The sequence below is a fragment of the Bradyrhizobium sp. Kon37 genome, assembly GCF_055807535.1.
In genome coordinates, this window is sequence record NZ_JBVVOY010000017.1 from 145,428 (window position 1) to 162,723 (window position 17,296).

Here is a 17,296-nt window from a genome sequence, read left to right on the forward strand (position 1 = left end):
TCAAAACGGTTTTGCGATCATCAGCCAGAGAATCAGCATCGTGGCGCCGAAGCCGGGGAAACCGAACGCGAACCAGCGGCGAAACAGGACGAAATAGCGCTCCGGAAGCGCGCCACGCTGCTCGGCGGCCTTCCGCGCGAGATCGCGCATCTCGATCTGCATGAAGATCACGGGGATCCAGAACAAGCCAGCAATTGCGTAGAGCGCAAGCGATGCGAGCAGCCAGCGCTCGGCGGCCGACGTTGTCGAGAGCATCATCAGCAGGCCGCCCGTGACCGGCTGGAGGATCACGGCGGACAACGTGAAGATCGCATCCGCGACCACCACCACCGAAGCGGTACGCGCGATGAACGCCACGTCGTTCGTGCGATGCGCCATCAGCATGAAGAAGGCGATACCGGTTCCGGTACCGAGGATGACGATAGCGCCGAGCACATGCAGATATTTGATGAGGAAATATAACGTCATGGCTTTTTGCCAGCCGCCGGCTTCAGCGCGCGATCGAGTTCGGCACTCGCGGCTTTGACGCCGGCCTCGGTTTCGATCATCCAGTGGCCCTCGCTACCGACGGCCGGCGTCGTGCGGAAGTCGACCTTGCCACTGCCGCCGCGAAACGCATCGACCAACGCAAGCGAAAATGACGGCGCAAAGTAGCTGTCATTGGCCGCAACAAGCCATGTGACGGGGATGCGCGCGGCCTTGCCGAATTCAGCCGCCGCCGCGAGAAGCGTATGCGGCGCGCAGATCCGGTTCGGCTCGTCATTGGCATGGCCGCCGCGGCCCGGCGCAATGGAGATGATGGCGGAGATCGCCTTCGGATCGGCATTCGCGAGCGCCAGCGCGCCCCAACCGCCGGCGGAATGTCCGATCACGATTGCGGCGTCCTTGCGGATAAAATCCTGCTTTCGCATATCCTCCAGCGCGAGCGCGATTTCGTCGGCCGTTGCGCGGCCCGAGCGCAAATAGTCGGCATCGTCGCAGCCACCCTGGTCCTCGACATAGCGGCCGCCTGTTACGCCATGGCCGAGCCGTTCCGGCACCAGCACGGCGAAGCCGCGCGCGACGAGGAACGCAGCGAGTGCGCGGTATTCCGGCTGTGGCGTTTGCGCGCGCCGCAACCCATTTTGCGTCGAGGCATGCGCGATCACCGCAAGCCGGAACGGGCCGGCACCCGGCGGGCGAAACAGCAGGGCATGAGCGGCGATGTCGGTATCCGGCGACGGCACGCGCCATTGCTGACGGCGAAGCGGATCGCCCTCCGCTCCGGACGAACCAAAAATGACCTGAGCGCACACAGGCGGCGCTGTCAGCAAGGCCAGCAGAGCCGGAAGCACGAGAATGTTGAGAAGCCGCATGAATGGCCGGAGGCGAGAAACTGCGACGGTCACACTAGTAGGAACGAATCAATATCGGCAGACTTTCTGCGTTGCCATTGCCGTTCATTCGTTGCCGCAAAGCAGTTTTGCACCGGCGCAGAGCACCCCGGTGCCATTCGAATCGGCGTCTTGTCTTTTTTCGGTACAACATGGTTCAAATACTGATGCAGAAAGTCCACAGGTTAACCGATAATTAAGGATAGGTCTTGCCGCCGGCGCGGCGACTTGGTTTGATCACGTCCATGAGCACAACCCTGATCGAGGTCCGGCCGGCCAAAGCCGCAGATGCAACTGCGGTGGCGTCCACCCATGACGAAGCCTGGCGCTCCGCCTATCAGGGCATCATTCCCGGCGCCGAACTGGAAAAGCTGATCAACCGCCGCGGTCCGCAATGGTGGGACAGCGCGATCCGCAAGGGCAGCCGCGTCAGCGTGCTGGTGTTCGGCGACAAGATCGCGGGCTACGCCAATTACGGCCGCAACCGCGCCCGCAGCCTGCATTTCGACGGCGAGGTCTACGAGCTCTATCTGCGTCCCGAATTCCAGGGTCTGGGCTTTGGCCGCCGTCTGTTCACTGCGGCCCGCCGCGACCTGATGCAGAGCGGCCTGAAAAGCATGGTGGTGTGGGCGCTCTCGGACAACGATCCGGCCACCGAGTTCTACCGCGCCCTGGGCGGCCGCATGGTGGCGCGCTCCTCGGAGCGTTTCGGGCCGAAATCGCTCGACAAGGTTGCCTTCGCTTGGACCAATTGAGCTGCTGAAGTCCGGCCGGCAGCATATCCCTTCCGTCGATACCGCTGCCTTTTGAGCCGGTGATCGCCGGATTCATTATTTCACAAAAACGCGATGGATCAGCGGGCCAAGCCCGCGTATGACAGCGCCAAAATCGCTGCCGGGTGCGATTTAACCTCGGCAACAACGGAGCCTTGAATGCGTATCGATGCGATCTCGATCGGGAAGAACGTACCCAACGACATCAACGTCATCATCGAAGTCCCCGTGGGCGGCGAACCGATCAAATACGAGATGGACAAGGAAGCCGGCACGCTGGTGGTCGACCGCTTCCTCTACACTCCGATGCGTTACCCCGGAAACTACGGCTTCATCCCGCACACGCTGTCCGATGACGGCGATCCCTGCGACGTCCTCATCATCAACACCCGCGCCATCATCCCAGGCGCGGTCATGAGCGTGCGCCCGGTCGGCGTTCTGTTCATGGAAGACGAGGCCGGCGGTGACGAGAAGATTCTGGCGGTGCCTTCGTCCAAGCTCACCCAGCGCTACGACAAGGTGAAGTCATATTCCGACCTGCCGGACATCACGCTCCAGCAGATCCAGCACTTCTTCGAACATTACAAGGATCTCGAACCCGGCAAGTGGGTGAAGATCCTGCGCTGGGGCGGCCCGGAGGATGCACACAAGCTGATCCTCGAAGGCATAGATCGCGAGAAGAAGAAGAAGGCCTGAGCTCTGCTCCCTCGCCCCGCAAGCGGGGCGAGGTGAAGAAAACCTACACCGCCGGTTTCGGCAGCCCTGCAATCGCGCAGGCCGCGCGCAACGTGTTCACGAGCAGGCAGGCGACAGTCATCTGACCGACGCCGCCCGGCACCGGCGTGATGGCGCCAGCCACAGCGAGCGCTTCCTGATAGGCAACGTCGCCGACGAGACGCGTCTTTCCGTCGTACTTCGGGATCCGGTTGATGCCGACGTCGATCACGGTCGCCCCCGGCTTCAGCCAGTCGCCGCGCACCATCTCGGACTTTCCGACCGCGGCGTAGACGAGGTCTGCGCGCTTGACGAGCCCGGGCAGGTCGCGCGAGCGCGAATGCGCGATGGTCACCGTGGCGTTCTCGTTCAGCAACAGCTGCACCAGCGGGCGGCCGACGAGGTTGGAGCGGCCGATGACGATGGCGTTCATGCCTTCGAGCGAGGCATGCACGCTCTTGGTCAAAATGATGCAGCCGAGCGGCGTGCAGGGCGACAGCGCCTCAAAACCGCCGGCGAGGCGGCCGGCATTGTTCGGATGCAGCCCATCGACATCCTTGGCGGGATCGATGGCATTGACGACGGCCTCGGTGTTGAGGCCCTTGGGCAGCGGCAATTGCACCAGAATACCGTGCACGGCGGGATCGCGGTTGAGTTTTGCAACCAGCGCCAGGAGATCTGCCTGCGAGACGTCGGCCGGCAGCTTGTGCTCGAACGAGGCCATGCCGGCGGCCTGGGTCTGGGTGTGTTTCGAGCGGACATAGACTTCGCTAGCGGGGTCGCTGCCGACCAGGACCACCGCGAGGCCCGGTACCAGATTGTGCTCGCGTTTGACGCGTGCGACCTCGTCCGCGACGCGGGCGCGAAGTTCCGTGGCGATGACTTTTCCGTCGATGATCTTGGCGGTCATGTCAATTTCCTCAGTCCGTCGATTTGGCTGATGCGAGCTGGCGCAGGGCTTCGCCGAGCCGCGCCGGATCGCCGTCGACCGCGATCTGCTTCAGCCGCGAGGTCGCTCCCGACAGGAGTTTGACGCTGGCCTTGGGCACGCCCAGCGATTTCGCCAGCAGCACCAGAACGGCCTTGTTGGCCTCGCCGCCATCGGCGATGGCGCGCACACGCACCTTGAGCACGCTGCGGCCATCGGAGAGCTGCTCGATCCCGTCGATGTCGTCGCGGCCGCCGCGCGGCGTCACCCGCAGCGCGATGCTGATTCCTGCGGCCCCGTAACGCCAAGGTTCCTTGATGACAAGGTTCTTTGGCAACCCAGCGCGCTCCAGCCTGCTTAGATCACGTTCGGGTAGATGTAATACAGGATCACCCGCTCGATGAACATGATGAGCAGGATCAGGATGATCGGCGAGATGTCGAGGCCGCCGAGGCTGGGCAGGAAATTGCGAATCGGCGCCAGGACCGGCTCCGTGATTCGGTACAGGAACTCCGCCACCGCCGACACGAACTGGTTGCGGGTGTTTACGACGTTGAAGGCGATCAGCCAGGACAGGATCGCGGACGCGATCAGCAGCCAGACGTAGAGGTCGAGCACGATGATGACGATGTCGAGAACGGCACGCATGGCTTTTAAAGACTCTGGCTTCGGTCGGGATTGACGTCTTTTGCTAGATATCGGTTCCCCCCGGTCCAAACAAGGGAAGTCGGTGCCGGGATGGCTAAAACCGGGTTACAGCCGTCCTTGACTTGACCTTGGCGGGGACTTAAATGGCGCCCGGTTGTCTGCCGCATTGACCAGAGCGGCTTACAAAAGGGGCCATAGCTCAGCTGGGAGAGCGCGTCGTTCGCAATGACGAGGTCGGCGGTTCGATCCCGCCTGGCTCCACCAGCCTTCGCTCGCTTCGCGAGCTACGGCTAGGCAAGCCCGGAAGGTCTCTCGCAGCGAAGTGAGCGAAGGCTGCCCCGCCATAGCCCGAAGGGCGACGGCGGGCTCCATCCGAATCCCCCCTACTTCACTTCCCCGTAAATCTCGGCGGCCGCTTCTCCACGAAGCTTGCGACCCCCTCCCGGAAATCGCTGCCGTTCAGCGCCACCATCATGTCCCGGTTGGCTTCGATCGTCGCCTCCGCCAGCGTCTGGAACGGCACCTCGTAGAGCTGCCGCTTGATCACGGCCATCGCGCTCGGCGAGACGAAATCGGCGAGGTCGCGCGCATAGGCATAGGTCTCCTCGCGGAGTTTTTCCGGCGAGCAGAGCCGGTTGACCAGCCCGATCCGCAGCGCCTCGTCACTCGAAACGCGCCGCGCCGAGAGCAACAGATCCATCGCGTTGGCGTGGCCCACGATTCGCGGCAGCATCCAGCTGATGCCGTGCTCTGCGATCAATCCGCGCCTCGCGAAGGCTGTCGTGAACACCGTGTTGTCGGCGGCAAAGCGCAGGTCGCAATAGAGCGCGTGGACGAGGCCGATTCCGGCGGTTGCGCCGTTGAGCATGGCAATGACAGGCTTTCCGATCGACGGATAGAAGCCATAGCGCGTCTGCCAATCGGGCCGCCGGTTCATGTCGAAGGGCGGCAGGTTCGACGCGCGCCCGACATCATCGGGGTCGAGCCCCTTCAATGCGTCCATGTCGGCACCGGCGCAAAAGGCACGGCCCGCGCCGGTGATGACGATGACGCGGACATTGTCATCGGCGCTCGATGCTTCCATCGCATGGCGCACGTCGCGCTCCATGATGGGCGTCCACGCATTCATGCGGTCGGGACGGTTGAGCGTGATGGTCGCGACCTTGTCGCTGACCTCATAGAGAATGTGTTCGTAGGCCATGGCGCTCTCCCTTTGTTTGCCGGCACGCGTTCGCGCGCGCTCGTTGACAATGAGCCTAGCATACAAACGGATGAGAAGAGCTTGCGCCAAGAACCTGCGTTAAGGACCTGCTAAGGCGCGATCACTCGGCGGCTTGCGCCAGAACCGGTCGGCGCGTCAGCCAGCCGTCGATGAAGTGATCGAGCCAGGCGCGTTCGGCGGCATCGTAGACGGCACGATCTGCGAAATGATGATGCAGCTGCCGCGCGCCGGGCGCGCTGAGGCCGTCATAGCCGCGCGTGGTCCAGCGATGCATCATCGCGTAGGTCACGTCAGGATGAAACTGCACGCCGAAAGCGTTGCCGGTGCGGAATGCCTGCACCGGAAAATCATCGCCTTCGGCAAGCAGTTCGGCGCCAACCGGCAATTCAAAGCCTTCGCGATGCCAATGATAGACCCGCGCCGGCCAATTCGGGCAGAGCCCGTGTCCCGCGGGTGTCGGGCGGATCGGGTAGTAGCCGATCTGGGTCAGCGCATCCGCATGCGGCGCGACGCGGGCCCCTAACTGCTTCGCCAGCATCTGCGCGCCGAGGCAGATGCCGAGAAAGGGCCGCTGTTCGCGGAGCGGAATTTCGATCCAGTCGATCTCGCGACGGATGTAGTCGTCGGGGTCGTTTGCGCTCATGGGACCGCCGAAGACCACTGCGCCCGCATGCTGGTCGAGGGTCTCGGGCAGCGGATCGCCGAAGCGGGGACGGCGGATGTCGAGGCGATGGCCGAGCGCGCGCAGCGCATTGCCGACGCGGCCGGGCGTCGAGGATTCCTGATGCAGGATGATCAGAACCGGCAACCGGGTTTCGGAGGCGGCGACGTTCGGCGTCCCTCTAGGGAAGGGCACCACTTCTGCGCCACCAAACCTGTTCGTCCGGAACGACATGGTCTTTGCGAGTGCTATCGGTTCAGACCGCCAGCATAACTAAGCGATCGTTAATTTCGTGTGAGTTTGCGCACACACACGCCCGATAGAAAGCAAGCTCCGGGCCACGACGGACCGAGAGCTCTCTTTACTGTCTTTGCCTCTGAAACCGGCTGGTAGCCGACAGGATGAAGCCGCGCGGGAAGAAGCGCAGCGCAAATGGCACGACCTTGATGCCCAGACCAGGGAGCACTGCCCGCTTATTGGCCATCAGCCCGCAATAGGCCTGTCGTGCGACATCGGCGGCAGGAACATTGAGAAGGGCCGTATCATGGCCGGACCCAACGCCGGCGCGCGCCTGGAATTCGGTGGGCACCGGGCCCGGGCAAAGGACGGTGACGCGAACGCCGTGCGGTGCAAGCTCCGCCCGCAAGGCCTCGGTGAAGGAAATGACATAGGCCTTGGACGCGTAGTAGACGGCCATGCCGGGGCCGGGCAGATAGCCCGCGACCGATCCGACGTTGAGAAGACCGCCCTTGTTCCTGATCAGCTGATCGGCAAAGCGCAGCGACAGATCCGTCAGGGCCCGGACATTGACATCGACGATGCCGAGCTGCTCGACGCGGTCGCGCTCGATTGCGTCACCGAACACGCCGAAGCCGGCGTTGTTGACGAGATTGTCGAGCTCGACGCCTTCGGCGACGAGTGCGGCCGCGATCTTCTCGCCGGCCTCCGCATCCTCGAGATCGCAGGCGATCACGATCGCCTTCTTGCCGCCCTTGGCGGCGATCTCGTTCGCAAGCGCCTCGAGCCGGTCCGCGCGTCGCGCCGTCAGCGCAAGACGATGTCCGTTCGCGGCGAACACACGCGCCAGCTCCATGCCGATGCCCGCCGAGGCACCGGTGATCAACGTTACCCGCTCAGTCACGATCGAAGTCTCTTGAATTGAAGTTTTTTGGCCCCGCAATGCTGGAACCAGAGCATAGGCCTAGCGCGACAGGCAAGCGGCGCTGACAGCATGGCCACTTGAGCGGGTGACAGGGGGCGAAAAAACCCGGGATTTTACGGACGAATCCGGAGTCGAGACGGCCGGGGGCTACATTAAAGTTTCGTCATGTGTCGCCACAACCGTCAATTGGCGGTGCTGGCAGAGATCACCCACCGAGCGCGCTGTCCTTGACCTGACCACCGGCACGATCTGCGACCGCGTGCTTCAGGTCGATGCGGTCGCGCTGGGCGATCCCGAGCAGGTCGGAGGCGCGCCAGACCACATTATCCTCGAACTCGGTGACCTGGCCGTCGGCGTAGACCAGCTCCCACATCATCTGGACGACCCGCTTGCGGCCCTCTTCGTCGAGCGAGCGCATCATGATGCTGGTGAAGTGATAGAGATCGACCGCCTCGCCCTCGACCTCCGTCGCATCCGCGATCAGACGATCCGCCGTGCCGCGATCGAGCCCAAAGTGGCTTTCGATCAGGCTGTGCAATTTGCGCTGCTCGGCAGCCGTCGGCTGGCCGTCCAGCGAGATCACGTGAACCAGCAGCGCGGTCGCCGCCAGCCGGTAATCACTGTCACCGAATGCGCGGTCCTGGGCATGGGGAGCAACAATGTCGGCGATGAATTGGCGCAGGCCGTCGAGCATAAGGTCCTACCGAAATCGATGAAGCCGCGGAGCGCGGCCGCTACCAGCATTATATGAGCAGGAAACTCAACCGGCGCAACGTGCGTCAGTTCCGCGCGCTGCATTACGTTTCGGCAATCTGGAGTGCTGTGATTTTAGAGTGGGGCAAGGCAAGTGCGCACATGTCGTCCCGGCGAAGGCCGGGACCCATAACCACAGGCTGCGGTTTGGCGAAGGCTTTGGCAACGACCATCCAGCCCGTTTCGGAAATCACGCGGTATGGGTCCCGGCCTTCGCCGGGACGACACCCAGTCACGGTATCTCGTACACCACCATCTTGTCGGCGATGCCGCGCAGTGCGGCCTGCTTCTGGATCGGCCTTATTTCGCGCTGCTTGAGGACTTCGGCGACCGCCGGTGCATCCAGCACCGGGCCGGTGATGTGGATCTCCTGCGCGGTCGAGAGGCTCTGCACGCGGGCGGCGATGTTGACGGTCTGGCCGAAATAATCCTGACGTTCGTTCAGCATCACCGCGAGACACGGACCCTCGTGGATGCCGATCTTGACGATGAGATCGGCAGTGCCGCGCTTTTTGTTGAGCTCGTCCATCGCCGCGCGCATCCGCAAACCCGCCGCGATCGCGTGCTCGGGACGGACGAAGGTCGCCATCACGGCGTCGCCAATGGTCTTCACCACCGCGCCTTTCTCCGACGAGATGATCTCGAGCAGCGCGTGGAAATGCGCGCGCACGAGGTCGAAGGCGGCGAGGTCGCCGACGCGCTCATAGAGCGCGGTCGAGCCCTTCAGATCGGTGAACAGGAAGGTCAGCGAGGTGATCTGGAGCCGCTGGTCGAGACTGAGATTGTCCGCCTTGAACACGTCGCGAAACGTCTGGTTCGACAGCATCCGCTTGGCAGTCAGGAACGGCTTGCGCTTGCCGATGAGGTGATGGAGTGCCTCGGCCGCGATGAACACCGACGGCAGCACGCGCACGCCGGCCTGGTTCTCCAGCGACAGCCGCAGCGGGCCCGGCCGCATGGTCGTGGTTCCCGTCGGCGCCTGCACCCTGTTGTACATGATGGCGAGCTGCTGACGGTCCTTGGTCGGCTCGCCCTGCACGTCGATGAAATGGGCGGCGTGCGTCACCGGTTCGAAGATGATGATGAAGTCGTTCGGCAGCTGCAGCGACATGGTCGCCTTCTCGCCGGCCGGCAGCTCCATCGTATCCAGCGTCACCTCGTTGGCGAGCGTCGCAAACGATTCCTTGTTGAAGTCGACGCCGGAGCTCCAGAACACCTGCTTGAAGTACTCCCACACCGGAAGCGTATCGGGATCATGCGCCGCAATGCGCCGGACACGTGAATTGACGGTGAAGGAGACTTCGACCTGATCATCGACGGACGCCTTGTAGCCGCAGGCGCACAGCGCGCAGTGATAATCGTCGGGCTTGAGCGCCTTCAGGGTCGAGTGCGCCCCCAACACGCCGCCGCAGCCCGGGCACAGCACATTCCAGCCCAGATCGAACAGGCCGAGCCGCGCCGAATGCAGGAACGCCGAGATCGCGTGCTCTTCATCGAGACCGTGCTGCTTCGCGAAATCGAGGACATTGACGCGGTTGAGCTCGTGATCTTCGCCATCCTCGATGAGGCGCGCGATCGCGTCGACCACTTTCGCCTCGGCGGTCTGCTTCAGAACGGAAAACTGGGCCTGGATGTCGCTCATGGCGTAACTCTATCTGGTGTGGATCACGCCGTCGGCCAGGCGAACGCCTGTCACCGACGCGTGATGCGGAACAGGGGTGAACGGTCCGGCTGGGTCGTGACGACGCCGAGCGGGATGACAGGGCTGGTATCGGCAAGCTCGACTCGGAACGCACCGATCAGCCGGCCCAGTGCCAGCACGGATTCAGCTTGCGCGAAGGGGGCGCCGACGCAGACCCGCGGACCCGCGCCAAAAGGCAGATAGGCAAACCGATCGGGCGCTTCCGTCGACATGAAGCGTTTTGGAATGAACGCGTTCGGCTGATCCCACAGCTTCTCGTGCCGGTGCAGCAGCCACGGCGCGATCATGATGATGTCGCCCTTGCCGATGACGACGCCGGCCGCGTTATCCTTCTCGCGCGCGGCCCGGGCGATCAGGAAGGCCGGCGGATAAAGCCGCATGGTCTCCTCGATCGCGGCGCGGGTGAACTTCTGACGATCGATGTCGGCCATGCTGTCGAGGTGTTCGCCACGCGTCTCGGAGGCGATCTCCTCCTGCGTATCGGGATCGAGCGCGAGCAGATAGAGCGCCCAGAACAGCGCGGTCGCCGTGGTCTCGTGACCCGCGAGGATCATGGTCGCGACTTCGTCGACCAGTTGCTCGTCCGAAAAGCCTTTGCCGGTTTCAGGGTCACGCGCCTCGTCCATGAGATCGAACAGATCGCGCGGCGGCGCGCCGTCCTTCTTGCCCATCTCACGCCGCTCGGCGATCAGCATCGCGACGAATTCGGTCCAGCGCTTGCGGAAACGGGCGCGGGCAAAATCCATCGGGCTCGGCCAGGACAGCGGCAGCACCATATCGAGTAAGTACGGCCGTCCGAGTCGGGCTCCATACTCCATGACGAAGTTGCGCAAGGTCGGGCCATGGCGATCCATGCCGAACGAGAACATGGTGCGTCCGGCGATCTCAAGCGTCATCCGCTGCATGATCTCGCGCAGATCGACCGGCTCGCTCGTTCGCGCGTCGAGCTTCGCGATGGTCTCGTCGAGCACCGCCGTCATGTGCGGAACGAGATTTGCCGTCGCACGCGGGGTGAACGCGGGCGCGAGAGTGCGGCGCTGAAACGTCCACGAATGGCCCTCCGCAATCAGAAGACCGTCGCCGAGCACGGGGCGCAGCATGCGGATGCCCGCCGGGGTGCGCGAATAATTCTCGTAATTGCTGAGCAGGACGTGCCGGATCGCATCCGGCCGGTTCAGGATGAAACTGTTGCGGAAGAAGAAGCGGCCCTCGATGACGTCTTCCTCGTAGGCGCGCTGCCCCCAGGTCGCGATCATGTTCCGCTTGATCACGGCAAGCCGGGCAAGGAACGACATGTCGTCGGGCGCACGCGGCGGGGTCGGAGGGACGATGGGCCGACGCACGCTGGCGATGTTCATGGCTCGCTCCCGCAGAGGTGACGCAGGCAATTAGCTAATAAGTCAGCTCGGCAATCGCAATCCTGTTCTCGGAGGCAGGCCAGGCGCGTGCCACAATTCGTTCTTCGCCAAATTGGGCCACGATGTTACGCCCGACCTCGCCGGCCGCAAGGCGCAGTGTTGCTGTCGAATCCGTGGGCACACCCGATTTGACGTCCGACGGCTCCTTGCCGTCGAGCAGCACCACGTCCCGCGGCAGGCCGAAATAACCGCGCGGGCGCGACATGATCACGACAGCCCCGGCGTCCTTGTCCGCGGGCCCGAGCGGACGCGCAGCGCGCAGATGCACCACGTCCGATGAGCGCGGGAAGGGCGAGCGGTAGATGTGCGTCGTCGGCGCATCCGGCGCTGCGAGGGCGAATTCGAGCGACCAGGAAGGCTCGACCTGCGCCGGTCCCCAGCGGCCATCGGCGCCGGTCTTCGCGCTGTACACGGCGCTACCCTTGCGCTCCCCGGTTTCAGGATCGACGCGAAAGACATCGACGGTTGCGCCGGCCACCGGGCGATTGGTCGACACGCCGCCGGGCGTGCCGGTAACAAGGCCGCTCAACTTCACGCCCTGCTCCGGCGCGATCGCGATGCGCGCGGGCTCGCGGCCGGCGATGAACTTGTAGATCTCGCGGAAGGCCCGGGGGTGAAACGCCACCTCGCGATGATCGAGTGCGCCGAGCACGAGGTTGGTGGCCCCCTTCAACTCCGGACCTTCGACGCTGACGCCGGTCGGCGTACCGGGCTTGCCGATGAAGCGGCCATCGGCTTGCGCGTATTTGTCCATGCCGTCACTGCGCAAGGTGAGGAAGGCGACACCCGGCGTCACCTCGCTCTCGCCCTCGTTCAGGCTGCGCAGGAACGCGCCGCGACCGTTGAACTCGCTGTTGGGCTGGTCGTCGGTCGCGAACACGCCGTGATTGGGCGTGCCGCACAGCACGGCGTGGCTGACATCGCCGGCGCCGCCGTTCTTGATGACGTTGCGGATGGCATAGCCGCCGCGCGAGCTGCCGACCAGCGCCACGCGGGCGGCGCCGGTGCGGTGCTTCAGTTCGGCTATAGCGGCGGCGAGCTCGCGGCGCTGGTCCTCGGTCGAGGAGCGGCCCGCCTGTTCGACCTTGTCGTCACTTCGTGCATTGGGATCGGTGAAATTGATCGCCGCCATGCGGTCGCGGGCGATACCGTTGGATTCCATCCGCCACAAGGTCGTCATCCAGAGCGCGTCGTAGTCGCCATTGCCGTGGACGAACAGGATCGGAGACACCTCGCCCGGCCCGGCAGGTGAAGGTTGAGCCAATGCGCCCGTCCGCAGGCTCGCAACTGCGAAGGGCAAGCTGCCGGCCCCTTGCAAGATCATCCGTCGTGACAGCTTCATCTGTTCCTCCCCGGCAAAACCATCTCTTTGCACCGCTTATACCGGCCTAACCACTGGACAGCGAAGGACTTTCGCAGGCATCACTGAGCTTGTCGGAATCGCCCAAAGACCACTCCAAGACAACGTCAAGACAACTTCAGGACCACTTCTGCCAGCCCATTTGGAAGGGGATATGACCGAGCAGACGAACCGCCAGAAAATTGCGGCCGACGGCATCATGGCGCCGCTGCGGTACACCGTGTTCCGGCGCATCTGGCTCGCCAGCCTGCTCTCCAATCTCGGCCTGCTGATCCAGGGCGTGGGCGCCGCCTGGGCGATGACGCAGATGGCGGCCTCGGCGGACAAGGTGGCGCTGGTGCAGACCGCTCTGATGCTGCCGATCATGCTGATCTCGATGCCGGCCGGCGCCATCGCCGACATGTATGACCGCCGCATCGTGACCCTGATCGCACTCATGATCGCGCTGACTGGCGCGACCGCGCTCACGGTCCTGGCCTGGCTCAACTACATTTCCCCGGAAACGCTGCTCGTCTTCTGCTTCGTCGTCGGCAGCGGCAACGCACTGTTCGGTCCGGCCTGGCAGTCCTCAGTCAGCGAGCAGGTGCCGCCCGATGCTCTGCCGTCGGCCGTCGCGCTGAACGGCATCAGCTACAACATCGCGCGCAGCTTCGGCCCGGCGGTCGGTGGTGTCATCGTCGCCGCGCTCGGTGCGGTGGCGGCGTTTGCGTGCAATGCGATCCTCTATCTGCCCCTGCTGGTGGTACTGCTGCTCTGGCGGCGCAACACCGAACCCTCGCGCCTGCCGCGGGAGAAGCTCAACCGCGCCATGGTCTCGGGCTTCCGTTACATCACCAATTCGCCGCCGATCAAGATCGTGCTGTTGCGCACGCTGGTGATGGGCCTGATTGGCGGTGCCATCATGGCGCTGATGCCGCTGGTGGCGCGCGATCTGCTGCATGGCGGCGCGCAAACCTACGGCATCATGCTCGGCGCCTTCGGGATGGGCGCCGTGGTCGGTGCGCTCAATATCCACGAATTGCGCAAGCGCATGAGCGGCGAAGCTGCGATCCGCGCCTGCACCATCTCGATGGCGTTTGCGATGGCCGCTCTCGCCGTGAGCACCGAGCCGGTGCTGACCGCGGCTGCCCTGGTGCTCGCAGGCGCGGTCTGGATGGCCGCCATTGCGCTGTTCAATATCGGCGTGCAGCTCTCGGCGCCGCGCTGGGTCGCGGGCCGCTCGCTCGCGGCGTTCCAGGCCTCGATTTCCGGCGGCATCGCGATCGGCGCCTGGGGCTGGGGCCATCTCACCGACTATGCCGGCGTCGAGGTCGCGTTGCTGACGGCCGCCGGGCTGATGCTGATCTCGCCGGTGCTGGGGATCTGGCTCACGATGCCGCGCGTCGGCGCCCGTAACGAAGACGCCGATGTGCTGGCCGATCCTGAAGTCAAACTGTCGCTCACGGCACGCAGCGGGCCGCTGGTGGTCGAGATCGAATACCGCGTCGCCCAAGAGAACGCCCGCGCCTTTCACAACGTGATGCAGGACGTGCAGCTCTCTCGTCAGCGCAACGGTGCCTATGGCTGGTCGATCGCGCGCGACATCGCCGATCCCGAATTGTGGACCGAGCGCTACCACTGTCCGACCTGGCTCGACTATCTGCGCCAGCGCAACCGCTCGACCCAGTCCGAACGCGCGCTGCATCAGGAAGCGATCGATTTCCACATCGGCCCCGATCCGGTGCGGATCCGCCGCATGCTGGAGCGTCCGTTCGGCTCAGTGCGCTGGAAAGAGGAGACGCCGGACCAGGCCGCAAGTGAGGTGCTGCCCGTGGTCGCCACTGCGGCGGGAAGCAGCACGTAGGTTTTTGCGAGTCCGTAGCGACGTCTTACTGCCCGTGATCCGTCAGCACTTTGTCGCAGCCTTTGGTGAGCCGCGTACGGTTCTGCTTGAGGCAGGCGAGCACAGCCTGATCGCCATTGTTCATCACCGGGCGGCAGAAGCGCGTCACATCGCGCGCACAGGCGTCGTGACCGGGCTGCTGCGCGGACGCGGCCGATGCAAACAGGATCAATGGAATAATGAAAAGAAATCTGGTCATCGCGTAATGCCTCTTACCCGGAAGATGTGCGGGGAAGCTAGAGCGACGATACCGAAGCCGCAACGGCTTTATTGGCAGGCGGGCTTGCGCCGCCGCGTGGCTCCGGCATTCACGCCGGGGCACATCGCGAGGGGAGCTAACCGACGCAACGAGCTATCGTTGCTGTTACTGACTGTCTGTTACTGACTGTCCTGGGCGTCAGCGACCTTGCGTGACGCGCCGCCCTTGGCGAGTTCCTTGTCCATCACGGTGCGGCAACCGGCGCTCAGATCCGAACGATGCTTCATCATGCACGCCGTGATCTTCGGGATGTTCGGGATTTCCGACGAGCACAGGCGGAAGGCGTCGCCGGTGCACTGCTGCTGCGCTTCGGACGAGAAGGCGAAGCTGGAGCCGGTCGAGGCGATCGAGAGGATGGCGGCAAAGCCCAGAGCCAGGCTGGTGTCGCGGATCTTGCTACTCAAGGACTTGATGTTCAGCGAGTTGGTCATTTGAAGCTCCCATTGGCACCGCTGGAAGCGGGCCCGTTGTTGATGGGACTGACCATGCTCCAGCAAAACAGTTTCCACTGTGATGACGGTCACGGGAGGCCCACCCTCTGTGACTTCGGTCACGTTGGTGCACCTCGCTGAAATTCCTTCATATCCGCAGTCGTGTTGGTGTCACGTTAACTGTTCCTTCGCATTAATGGCTCGGCGAGCGGGAAATTCCGCCGGTTTGGTTGCGTAATTGGAAAGAATGGCGATGCGTAATGCGTTGGGCCTGATGCTGGCCAGTGTAGTTGCGGCGGTCGTGATTGCCGCCGGCGGTTGGTTTTATTATTCCTCGCGCGCCGACCAGGCCGCTCCCAAGACGATTGCCGCCCGTGCCGCCGATCCATTGCCGGCACAGGCGAAGCTCGCCGCCAAGGACGACGTCGCGACCACAGCGGCGATTGCGGCCAAGCCGGCAGCAGCCCCGGCGCCCGCACCTGCGCCGATGCCGGTTCAGCAGAAATCGACCTGCGCCAATCCGAACGCGCTCGGCGTCTCCAGAGTGGTCGAGATCGACACCACCGGCGGTCCGGGCTTCGGCTTCGATCACTTCAAGCAGTTCGACTTCCTCACCGACAAAGAGGTCGTGCTGACCTTCGACGACGGTCCCTGGCCGGTCAACACGCCCGCGGTGCTGAAGGCGCTCGCAGATGAATGCACCAAGGGCCTTTTCTTCTCGGTCGGCAAGCATGCAACCTACCATCCGGAGATCCTGCGTCAGGTGGTGGCCCAGGGCCACACGGTCGGCGCGCACACCTGGTCGCACGTCAATCTGAACGGCAAGAAGATGACGGAGCAAATGGCCAAGGACGAGGTCGAGAAGGGCTTCAGCGCAGTGAGGTTTGCGCTCGGCACCAATCCCGCACCGTTCTTCCGCTTCCCGCAGCTTCAGCACAATCCGGCGATCATGAGCTATTTCGGCACTCGCAACGTCGCGATGTTCTCGACCGACATCGACTCCTTCGACTTCAGGAAGGGCGCGACGCCGGAGAAGATCATCGAGACCGTGATGACCAGGCTCGACAAGCTCGGCAAGGGCATCATCCTGATGCACGACTTCCAGAAGCACACCGGCGAAGCCATGCCGGCGCTGCTCGCGCGTCTCAAGGCCGGCGGCTACAAGATCGTGCAGATGAAGGCCAAGACGACCTTCCAGACGCTGCCGGAGTATGACGAGGCGCTGCTGAAGGACCTGAAGGTGCCGACCTCAAGCGCGCGTCCGATCGGAAGCGTGGTGCAGACGGTTTCGCAGTAAGCGCCGATCAAATCCAAAACTCTCGCGTCATGGCCGGGCTTGTCCCGGCCATATGCTTTTTGAGAGCAGGCATCTTACCAGTAGATGCCGTGACGATGCAGCTCGCTGATGATGCGGCCTTCGGTCCAGCTGCGCTTGTGCTTCGGCTTGTCTGCCTTGGCCGTCGTCTTCGCGGCGGGTTGGGTCGTCGCCGCGGGCGCTGAGGCCGTCGTGGTCGTCGGTGTGGGCGCGGCGGCCGCCGCAGGCGCAGCAAGCGAAACCGCCGGCGGGCGATCGAGATATTTCGGAGCTTCGGCGGCTGGCGCTGCTTCGCTCACCTGCGTCGGCGCGGCAGCAAGTGCCGGCGTCGTTTGCTGAACCGAAGCCGGCTCGCTCACCGCGGACAGCGACAGGCTGCGCGGGCCTCCGGCCTGGGCAGAGGCAGAGACCAGCACCATAGCGGCCACCAGAATGATCTTGCGCATATGAAATCTCCCCGTGTTTGGCGTGAGCTGGACACTAGGAGAGCCGATCGCGAGTTTATGTGATCACGATCACTCGGACTGCCGTGCGAGATCCGACGTGATGCCACGGTGATGCAATGGCTGCGCTCGACCGGACTCATCTGCGCAGTGCGCACATGATGACCGAATGCGCCGGCCTGCCGCTCGCCATTCGCTCCGACAACGGCGTGCCCTTCGCCAGTCCCAACGCCTTGTTCAACCTCTCCAAGC

19 protein-coding genes and 1 tRNA gene are annotated in these 17,296 nt (G+C 63.8%); 5 read left to right on the plus strand and 15 right to left on the minus strand.

The genetic code is table 11. The annotated features are described in order from the left end of the window. Together AC0L3J_RS26970 and AC0L3J_RS26975 are read right to left on the minus strand one after the other, a co-directional pair. Positions 1-468, minus strand: a complete 468-nt coding sequence (locus AC0L3J_RS26970) for a DUF2269 family protein (RefSeq protein WP_473348896.1) — start codon at positions 466-468, stop codon at positions 1-3. Next, positions 465-1,355 carry an alpha/beta hydrolase family protein gene (locus AC0L3J_RS26975; RefSeq protein WP_473348897.1) on the minus strand — a complete coding sequence of 297 codons (891 nt, stop codon included), beginning with the start codon at positions 1,353-1,355 and terminating at the stop codon, positions 465-467. Before AC0L3J_RS26975 ends, AC0L3J_RS26970 begins: the two co-directional genes overlap by 4 nt. Positions 1,356-1,618: 263 nt before the next feature. On the opposite strand from AC0L3J_RS26975, the gene AC0L3J_RS26980 reads away from it, so the two are divergent. Next, positions 1,619-2,128 carry a GNAT family N-acetyltransferase gene (locus tag AC0L3J_RS26980; RefSeq protein WP_007598725.1) on the plus strand — a complete coding sequence of 170 codons (510 nt, stop codon included), beginning with the start codon at positions 1,619-1,621 and terminating at the stop codon, positions 2,126-2,128. A gap of 177 nt (positions 2,129-2,305) precedes the next feature. Then, a complete protein-coding gene (ppa, locus tag AC0L3J_RS26985; protein WP_456766858.1) occupies positions 2,306-2,842 on the plus strand; it encodes an inorganic diphosphatase in 537 nt (178 codons plus the stop codon). Between the two features lie 43 nt (positions 2,843-2,885). Here the strand turns inward: ppa and AC0L3J_RS26990 are convergent, their stop codons facing one another. From AC0L3J_RS26990 to AC0L3J_RS27000, 3 genes are read right to left on the minus strand one after another with little or no spacing between them, the layout of a single operon-like run. Further along, positions 2,886-3,770, minus strand: coding sequence for a bifunctional methylenetetrahydrofolate dehydrogenase/methenyltetrahydrofolate cyclohydrolase (locus tag AC0L3J_RS26990; protein WP_473348898.1), 885 nt, complete (start codon positions 3,768-3,770; stop codon positions 2,886-2,888). 10 nt (positions 3,771-3,780) lie between these two features. Beyond that, positions 3,781-4,125 carry a DUF167 domain-containing protein gene (locus AC0L3J_RS26995; protein ID WP_027566322.1) on the minus strand — a complete coding sequence of 115 codons (345 nt, stop codon included), beginning with the start codon at positions 4,123-4,125 and terminating at the stop codon, positions 3,781-3,783. A 20-nt stretch (positions 4,126-4,145) separates the two neighbouring features. Continuing rightward, positions 4,146-4,436 carry a YggT family protein gene (locus AC0L3J_RS27000; RefSeq protein WP_007598721.1) on the minus strand — a complete coding sequence of 97 codons (291 nt, stop codon included), beginning with the start codon at positions 4,434-4,436 and terminating at the stop codon, positions 4,146-4,148. Positions 4,437-4,624: 188 nt separating this feature from the next. On the opposite strand from AC0L3J_RS27000, the gene AC0L3J_RS27005 reads away from it, so the two are divergent. Then, positions 4,625-4,700 (plus strand) — tRNA-Ala (locus AC0L3J_RS27005). A gap of 124 nt (positions 4,701-4,824) precedes the next feature. Here AC0L3J_RS27005 and AC0L3J_RS27010 read toward each other — a convergent pair. The 7 genes from AC0L3J_RS27010 to AC0L3J_RS27040 form a co-directional block, all read right to left on the minus strand. Beyond that, a complete protein-coding gene (locus tag AC0L3J_RS27010) occupies positions 4,825-5,637 on the minus strand; it encodes an enoyl-CoA hydratase (RefSeq protein WP_473348899.1) in 813 nt (270 codons plus the stop codon). 121 nt (positions 5,638-5,758) lie between these two features. After that, positions 5,759-6,553, minus strand: coding sequence for a glutamine amidotransferase (locus AC0L3J_RS27015; RefSeq protein WP_473348900.1), 795 nt, complete (start codon positions 6,551-6,553; stop codon positions 5,759-5,761). Between the two features lie 127 nt (positions 6,554-6,680). After that, positions 6,681-7,460: an SDR family NAD(P)-dependent oxidoreductase gene (locus AC0L3J_RS27020; RefSeq protein WP_473348901.1), complete on the minus strand. Its 780-nt coding sequence runs from the start codon at positions 7,458-7,460 to the stop codon at positions 6,681-6,683. Between the two features lie 226 nt (positions 7,461-7,686). Beyond that, a complete protein-coding gene (locus AC0L3J_RS27025; RefSeq protein ID WP_027566318.1) occupies positions 7,687-8,175 on the minus strand; it encodes a tellurite resistance TerB family protein in 489 nt (162 codons plus the stop codon). A 291-nt stretch (positions 8,176-8,466) separates the two neighbouring features. Beyond that, the gene (locus tag AC0L3J_RS27030; protein ID WP_473348902.1) at positions 8,467-9,876 is read right to left on the minus strand and encodes a DUF5939 domain-containing protein; all 1,410 of its coding nucleotides are present in this window, start codon (positions 9,874-9,876) and stop codon (positions 8,467-8,469) included. A 50-nt stretch (positions 9,877-9,926) separates the two neighbouring features. Continuing rightward, entirely contained in the window at positions 9,927-11,294 is a 1,368-nt protein-coding gene (locus AC0L3J_RS27035; RefSeq protein WP_473348903.1) for a cytochrome P450, read from the minus strand. A gap of 34 nt (positions 11,295-11,328) precedes the next feature. Further along, positions 11,329-12,696, minus strand: coding sequence for a hydrolase (locus AC0L3J_RS27040; protein ID WP_473348904.1), 1,368 nt, complete (start codon positions 12,694-12,696; stop codon positions 11,329-11,331). A 172-nt stretch (positions 12,697-12,868) separates the two neighbouring features. Here AC0L3J_RS27040 and AC0L3J_RS27045 point away from each other — a divergent pair, with 172 nt between their 5' ends. Then, a complete protein-coding gene (locus AC0L3J_RS27045; protein ID WP_473293541.1) occupies positions 12,869-14,557 on the plus strand; it encodes an MFS transporter in 1,689 nt (562 codons plus the stop codon). Between the two features lie 25 nt (positions 14,558-14,582). Here the strand turns inward: AC0L3J_RS27045 and AC0L3J_RS27050 are convergent, their stop codons facing one another. Both AC0L3J_RS27050 and AC0L3J_RS27055 read right to left on the minus strand, forming a co-directional pair. After that, a complete protein-coding gene (locus AC0L3J_RS27050) occupies positions 14,583-14,795 on the minus strand; it encodes a hypothetical protein (protein ID WP_007604145.1) in 213 nt (70 codons plus the stop codon). Between the two features lie 179 nt (positions 14,796-14,974). Then, positions 14,975-15,286, minus strand: a complete 312-nt coding sequence (locus AC0L3J_RS27055; protein WP_473348905.1) for a hypothetical protein — start codon at positions 15,284-15,286, stop codon at positions 14,975-14,977. A gap of 253 nt (positions 15,287-15,539) precedes the next feature. On the opposite strand from AC0L3J_RS27055, the gene AC0L3J_RS27060 reads away from it, so the two are divergent. Beyond that, positions 15,540-16,583 carry a polysaccharide deacetylase family protein gene (locus AC0L3J_RS27060; RefSeq protein ID WP_473348906.1) on the plus strand — a complete coding sequence of 348 codons (1,044 nt, stop codon included), beginning with the start codon at positions 15,540-15,542 and terminating at the stop codon, positions 16,581-16,583. A gap of 74 nt (positions 16,584-16,657) precedes the next feature. On the opposite strand, the gene AC0L3J_RS27065 is transcribed toward AC0L3J_RS27060, so the two are convergent. Beyond that, positions 16,658-17,047 carry a hypothetical protein gene (locus tag AC0L3J_RS27065; RefSeq protein ID WP_473348908.1) on the minus strand — a complete coding sequence of 130 codons (390 nt, stop codon included), beginning with the start codon at positions 17,045-17,047 and terminating at the stop codon, positions 16,658-16,660. Between the last annotated feature and the right edge of the window lie 249 nt (positions 17,048-17,296).

Bases quoted from the DNA above. Each gene is read 5' to 3' on its own strand.
- AC0L3J_RS26970 (WP_473348896.1), bottom strand. From the start codon at position 468: ATGACGTTATATTTCCTCATCAAATATCTGCATGTGCTCGGCGCTATC.
- AC0L3J_RS26975 (WP_473348897.1), bottom strand. From the start codon at position 1,355: ATGCGGCTTCTCAACATTCTCGTGCTTCCGGCTCTGCTGGCCTTGCTG.
- AC0L3J_RS26980 (WP_007598725.1), top strand. From the start codon at position 1,619: ATGAGCACAACCCTGATCGAGGTCCGGCCGGCCAAAGCCGCAGATGCA.
- ppa (WP_456766858.1), top strand. From the start codon at position 2,306: ATGCGTATCGATGCGATCTCGATCGGGAAGAACGTACCCAACGACATC.
- AC0L3J_RS26990 (WP_473348898.1), bottom strand. From the start codon at position 3,770: ATGACCGCCAAGATCATCGACGGAAAAGTCATCGCCACGGAACTTCGC.
- AC0L3J_RS27000 (WP_007598721.1), bottom strand. From the start codon at position 4,436: ATGCGTGCCGTTCTCGACATCGTCATCATCGTGCTCGACCTCTACGTC.
- AC0L3J_RS27010 (WP_473348899.1), bottom strand. From the start codon at position 5,637: ATGGCCTACGAACACATTCTCTATGAGGTCAGCGACAAGGTCGCGACC.
- AC0L3J_RS27015 (WP_473348900.1), bottom strand. From the start codon at position 6,553: ATGTCGTTCCGGACGAACAGGTTTGGTGGCGCAGAAGTGGTGCCCTTC.
- AC0L3J_RS27025 (WP_027566318.1), bottom strand. From the start codon at position 8,175: ATGCTCGACGGCCTGCGCCAATTCATCGCCGACATTGTTGCTCCCCAT.
- AC0L3J_RS27030 (WP_473348902.1), bottom strand. From the start codon at position 9,876: ATGAGCGACATCCAGGCCCAGTTTTCCGTTCTGAAGCAGACCGCCGAG.
- AC0L3J_RS27035 (WP_473348903.1), bottom strand. From the start codon at position 11,294: ATGAACATCGCCAGCGTGCGTCGGCCCATCGTCCCTCCGACCCCGCCG.
- AC0L3J_RS27040 (WP_473348904.1), bottom strand. From the start codon at position 12,696: ATGAAGCTGTCACGACGGATGATCTTGCAAGGGGCCGGCAGCTTGCCC.
- AC0L3J_RS27045 (WP_473293541.1), top strand. From the start codon at position 12,869: ATGACCGAGCAGACGAACCGCCAGAAAATTGCGGCCGACGGCATCATG.
- AC0L3J_RS27050 (WP_007604145.1), bottom strand. From the start codon at position 14,795: ATGACCAGATTTCTTTTCATTATTCCATTGATCCTGTTTGCATCGGCC.
- AC0L3J_RS27055 (WP_473348905.1), bottom strand. From the start codon at position 15,286: ATGACCAACTCGCTGAACATCAAGTCCTTGAGTAGCAAGATCCGCGAC.
- AC0L3J_RS27060 (WP_473348906.1), top strand. From the start codon at position 15,540: ATGCGTAATGCGTTGGGCCTGATGCTGGCCAGTGTAGTTGCGGCGGTC.
- AC0L3J_RS27065 (WP_473348908.1), bottom strand. From the start codon at position 17,047: ATGCGCAAGATCATTCTGGTGGCCGCTATGGTGCTGGTCTCTGCCTCT.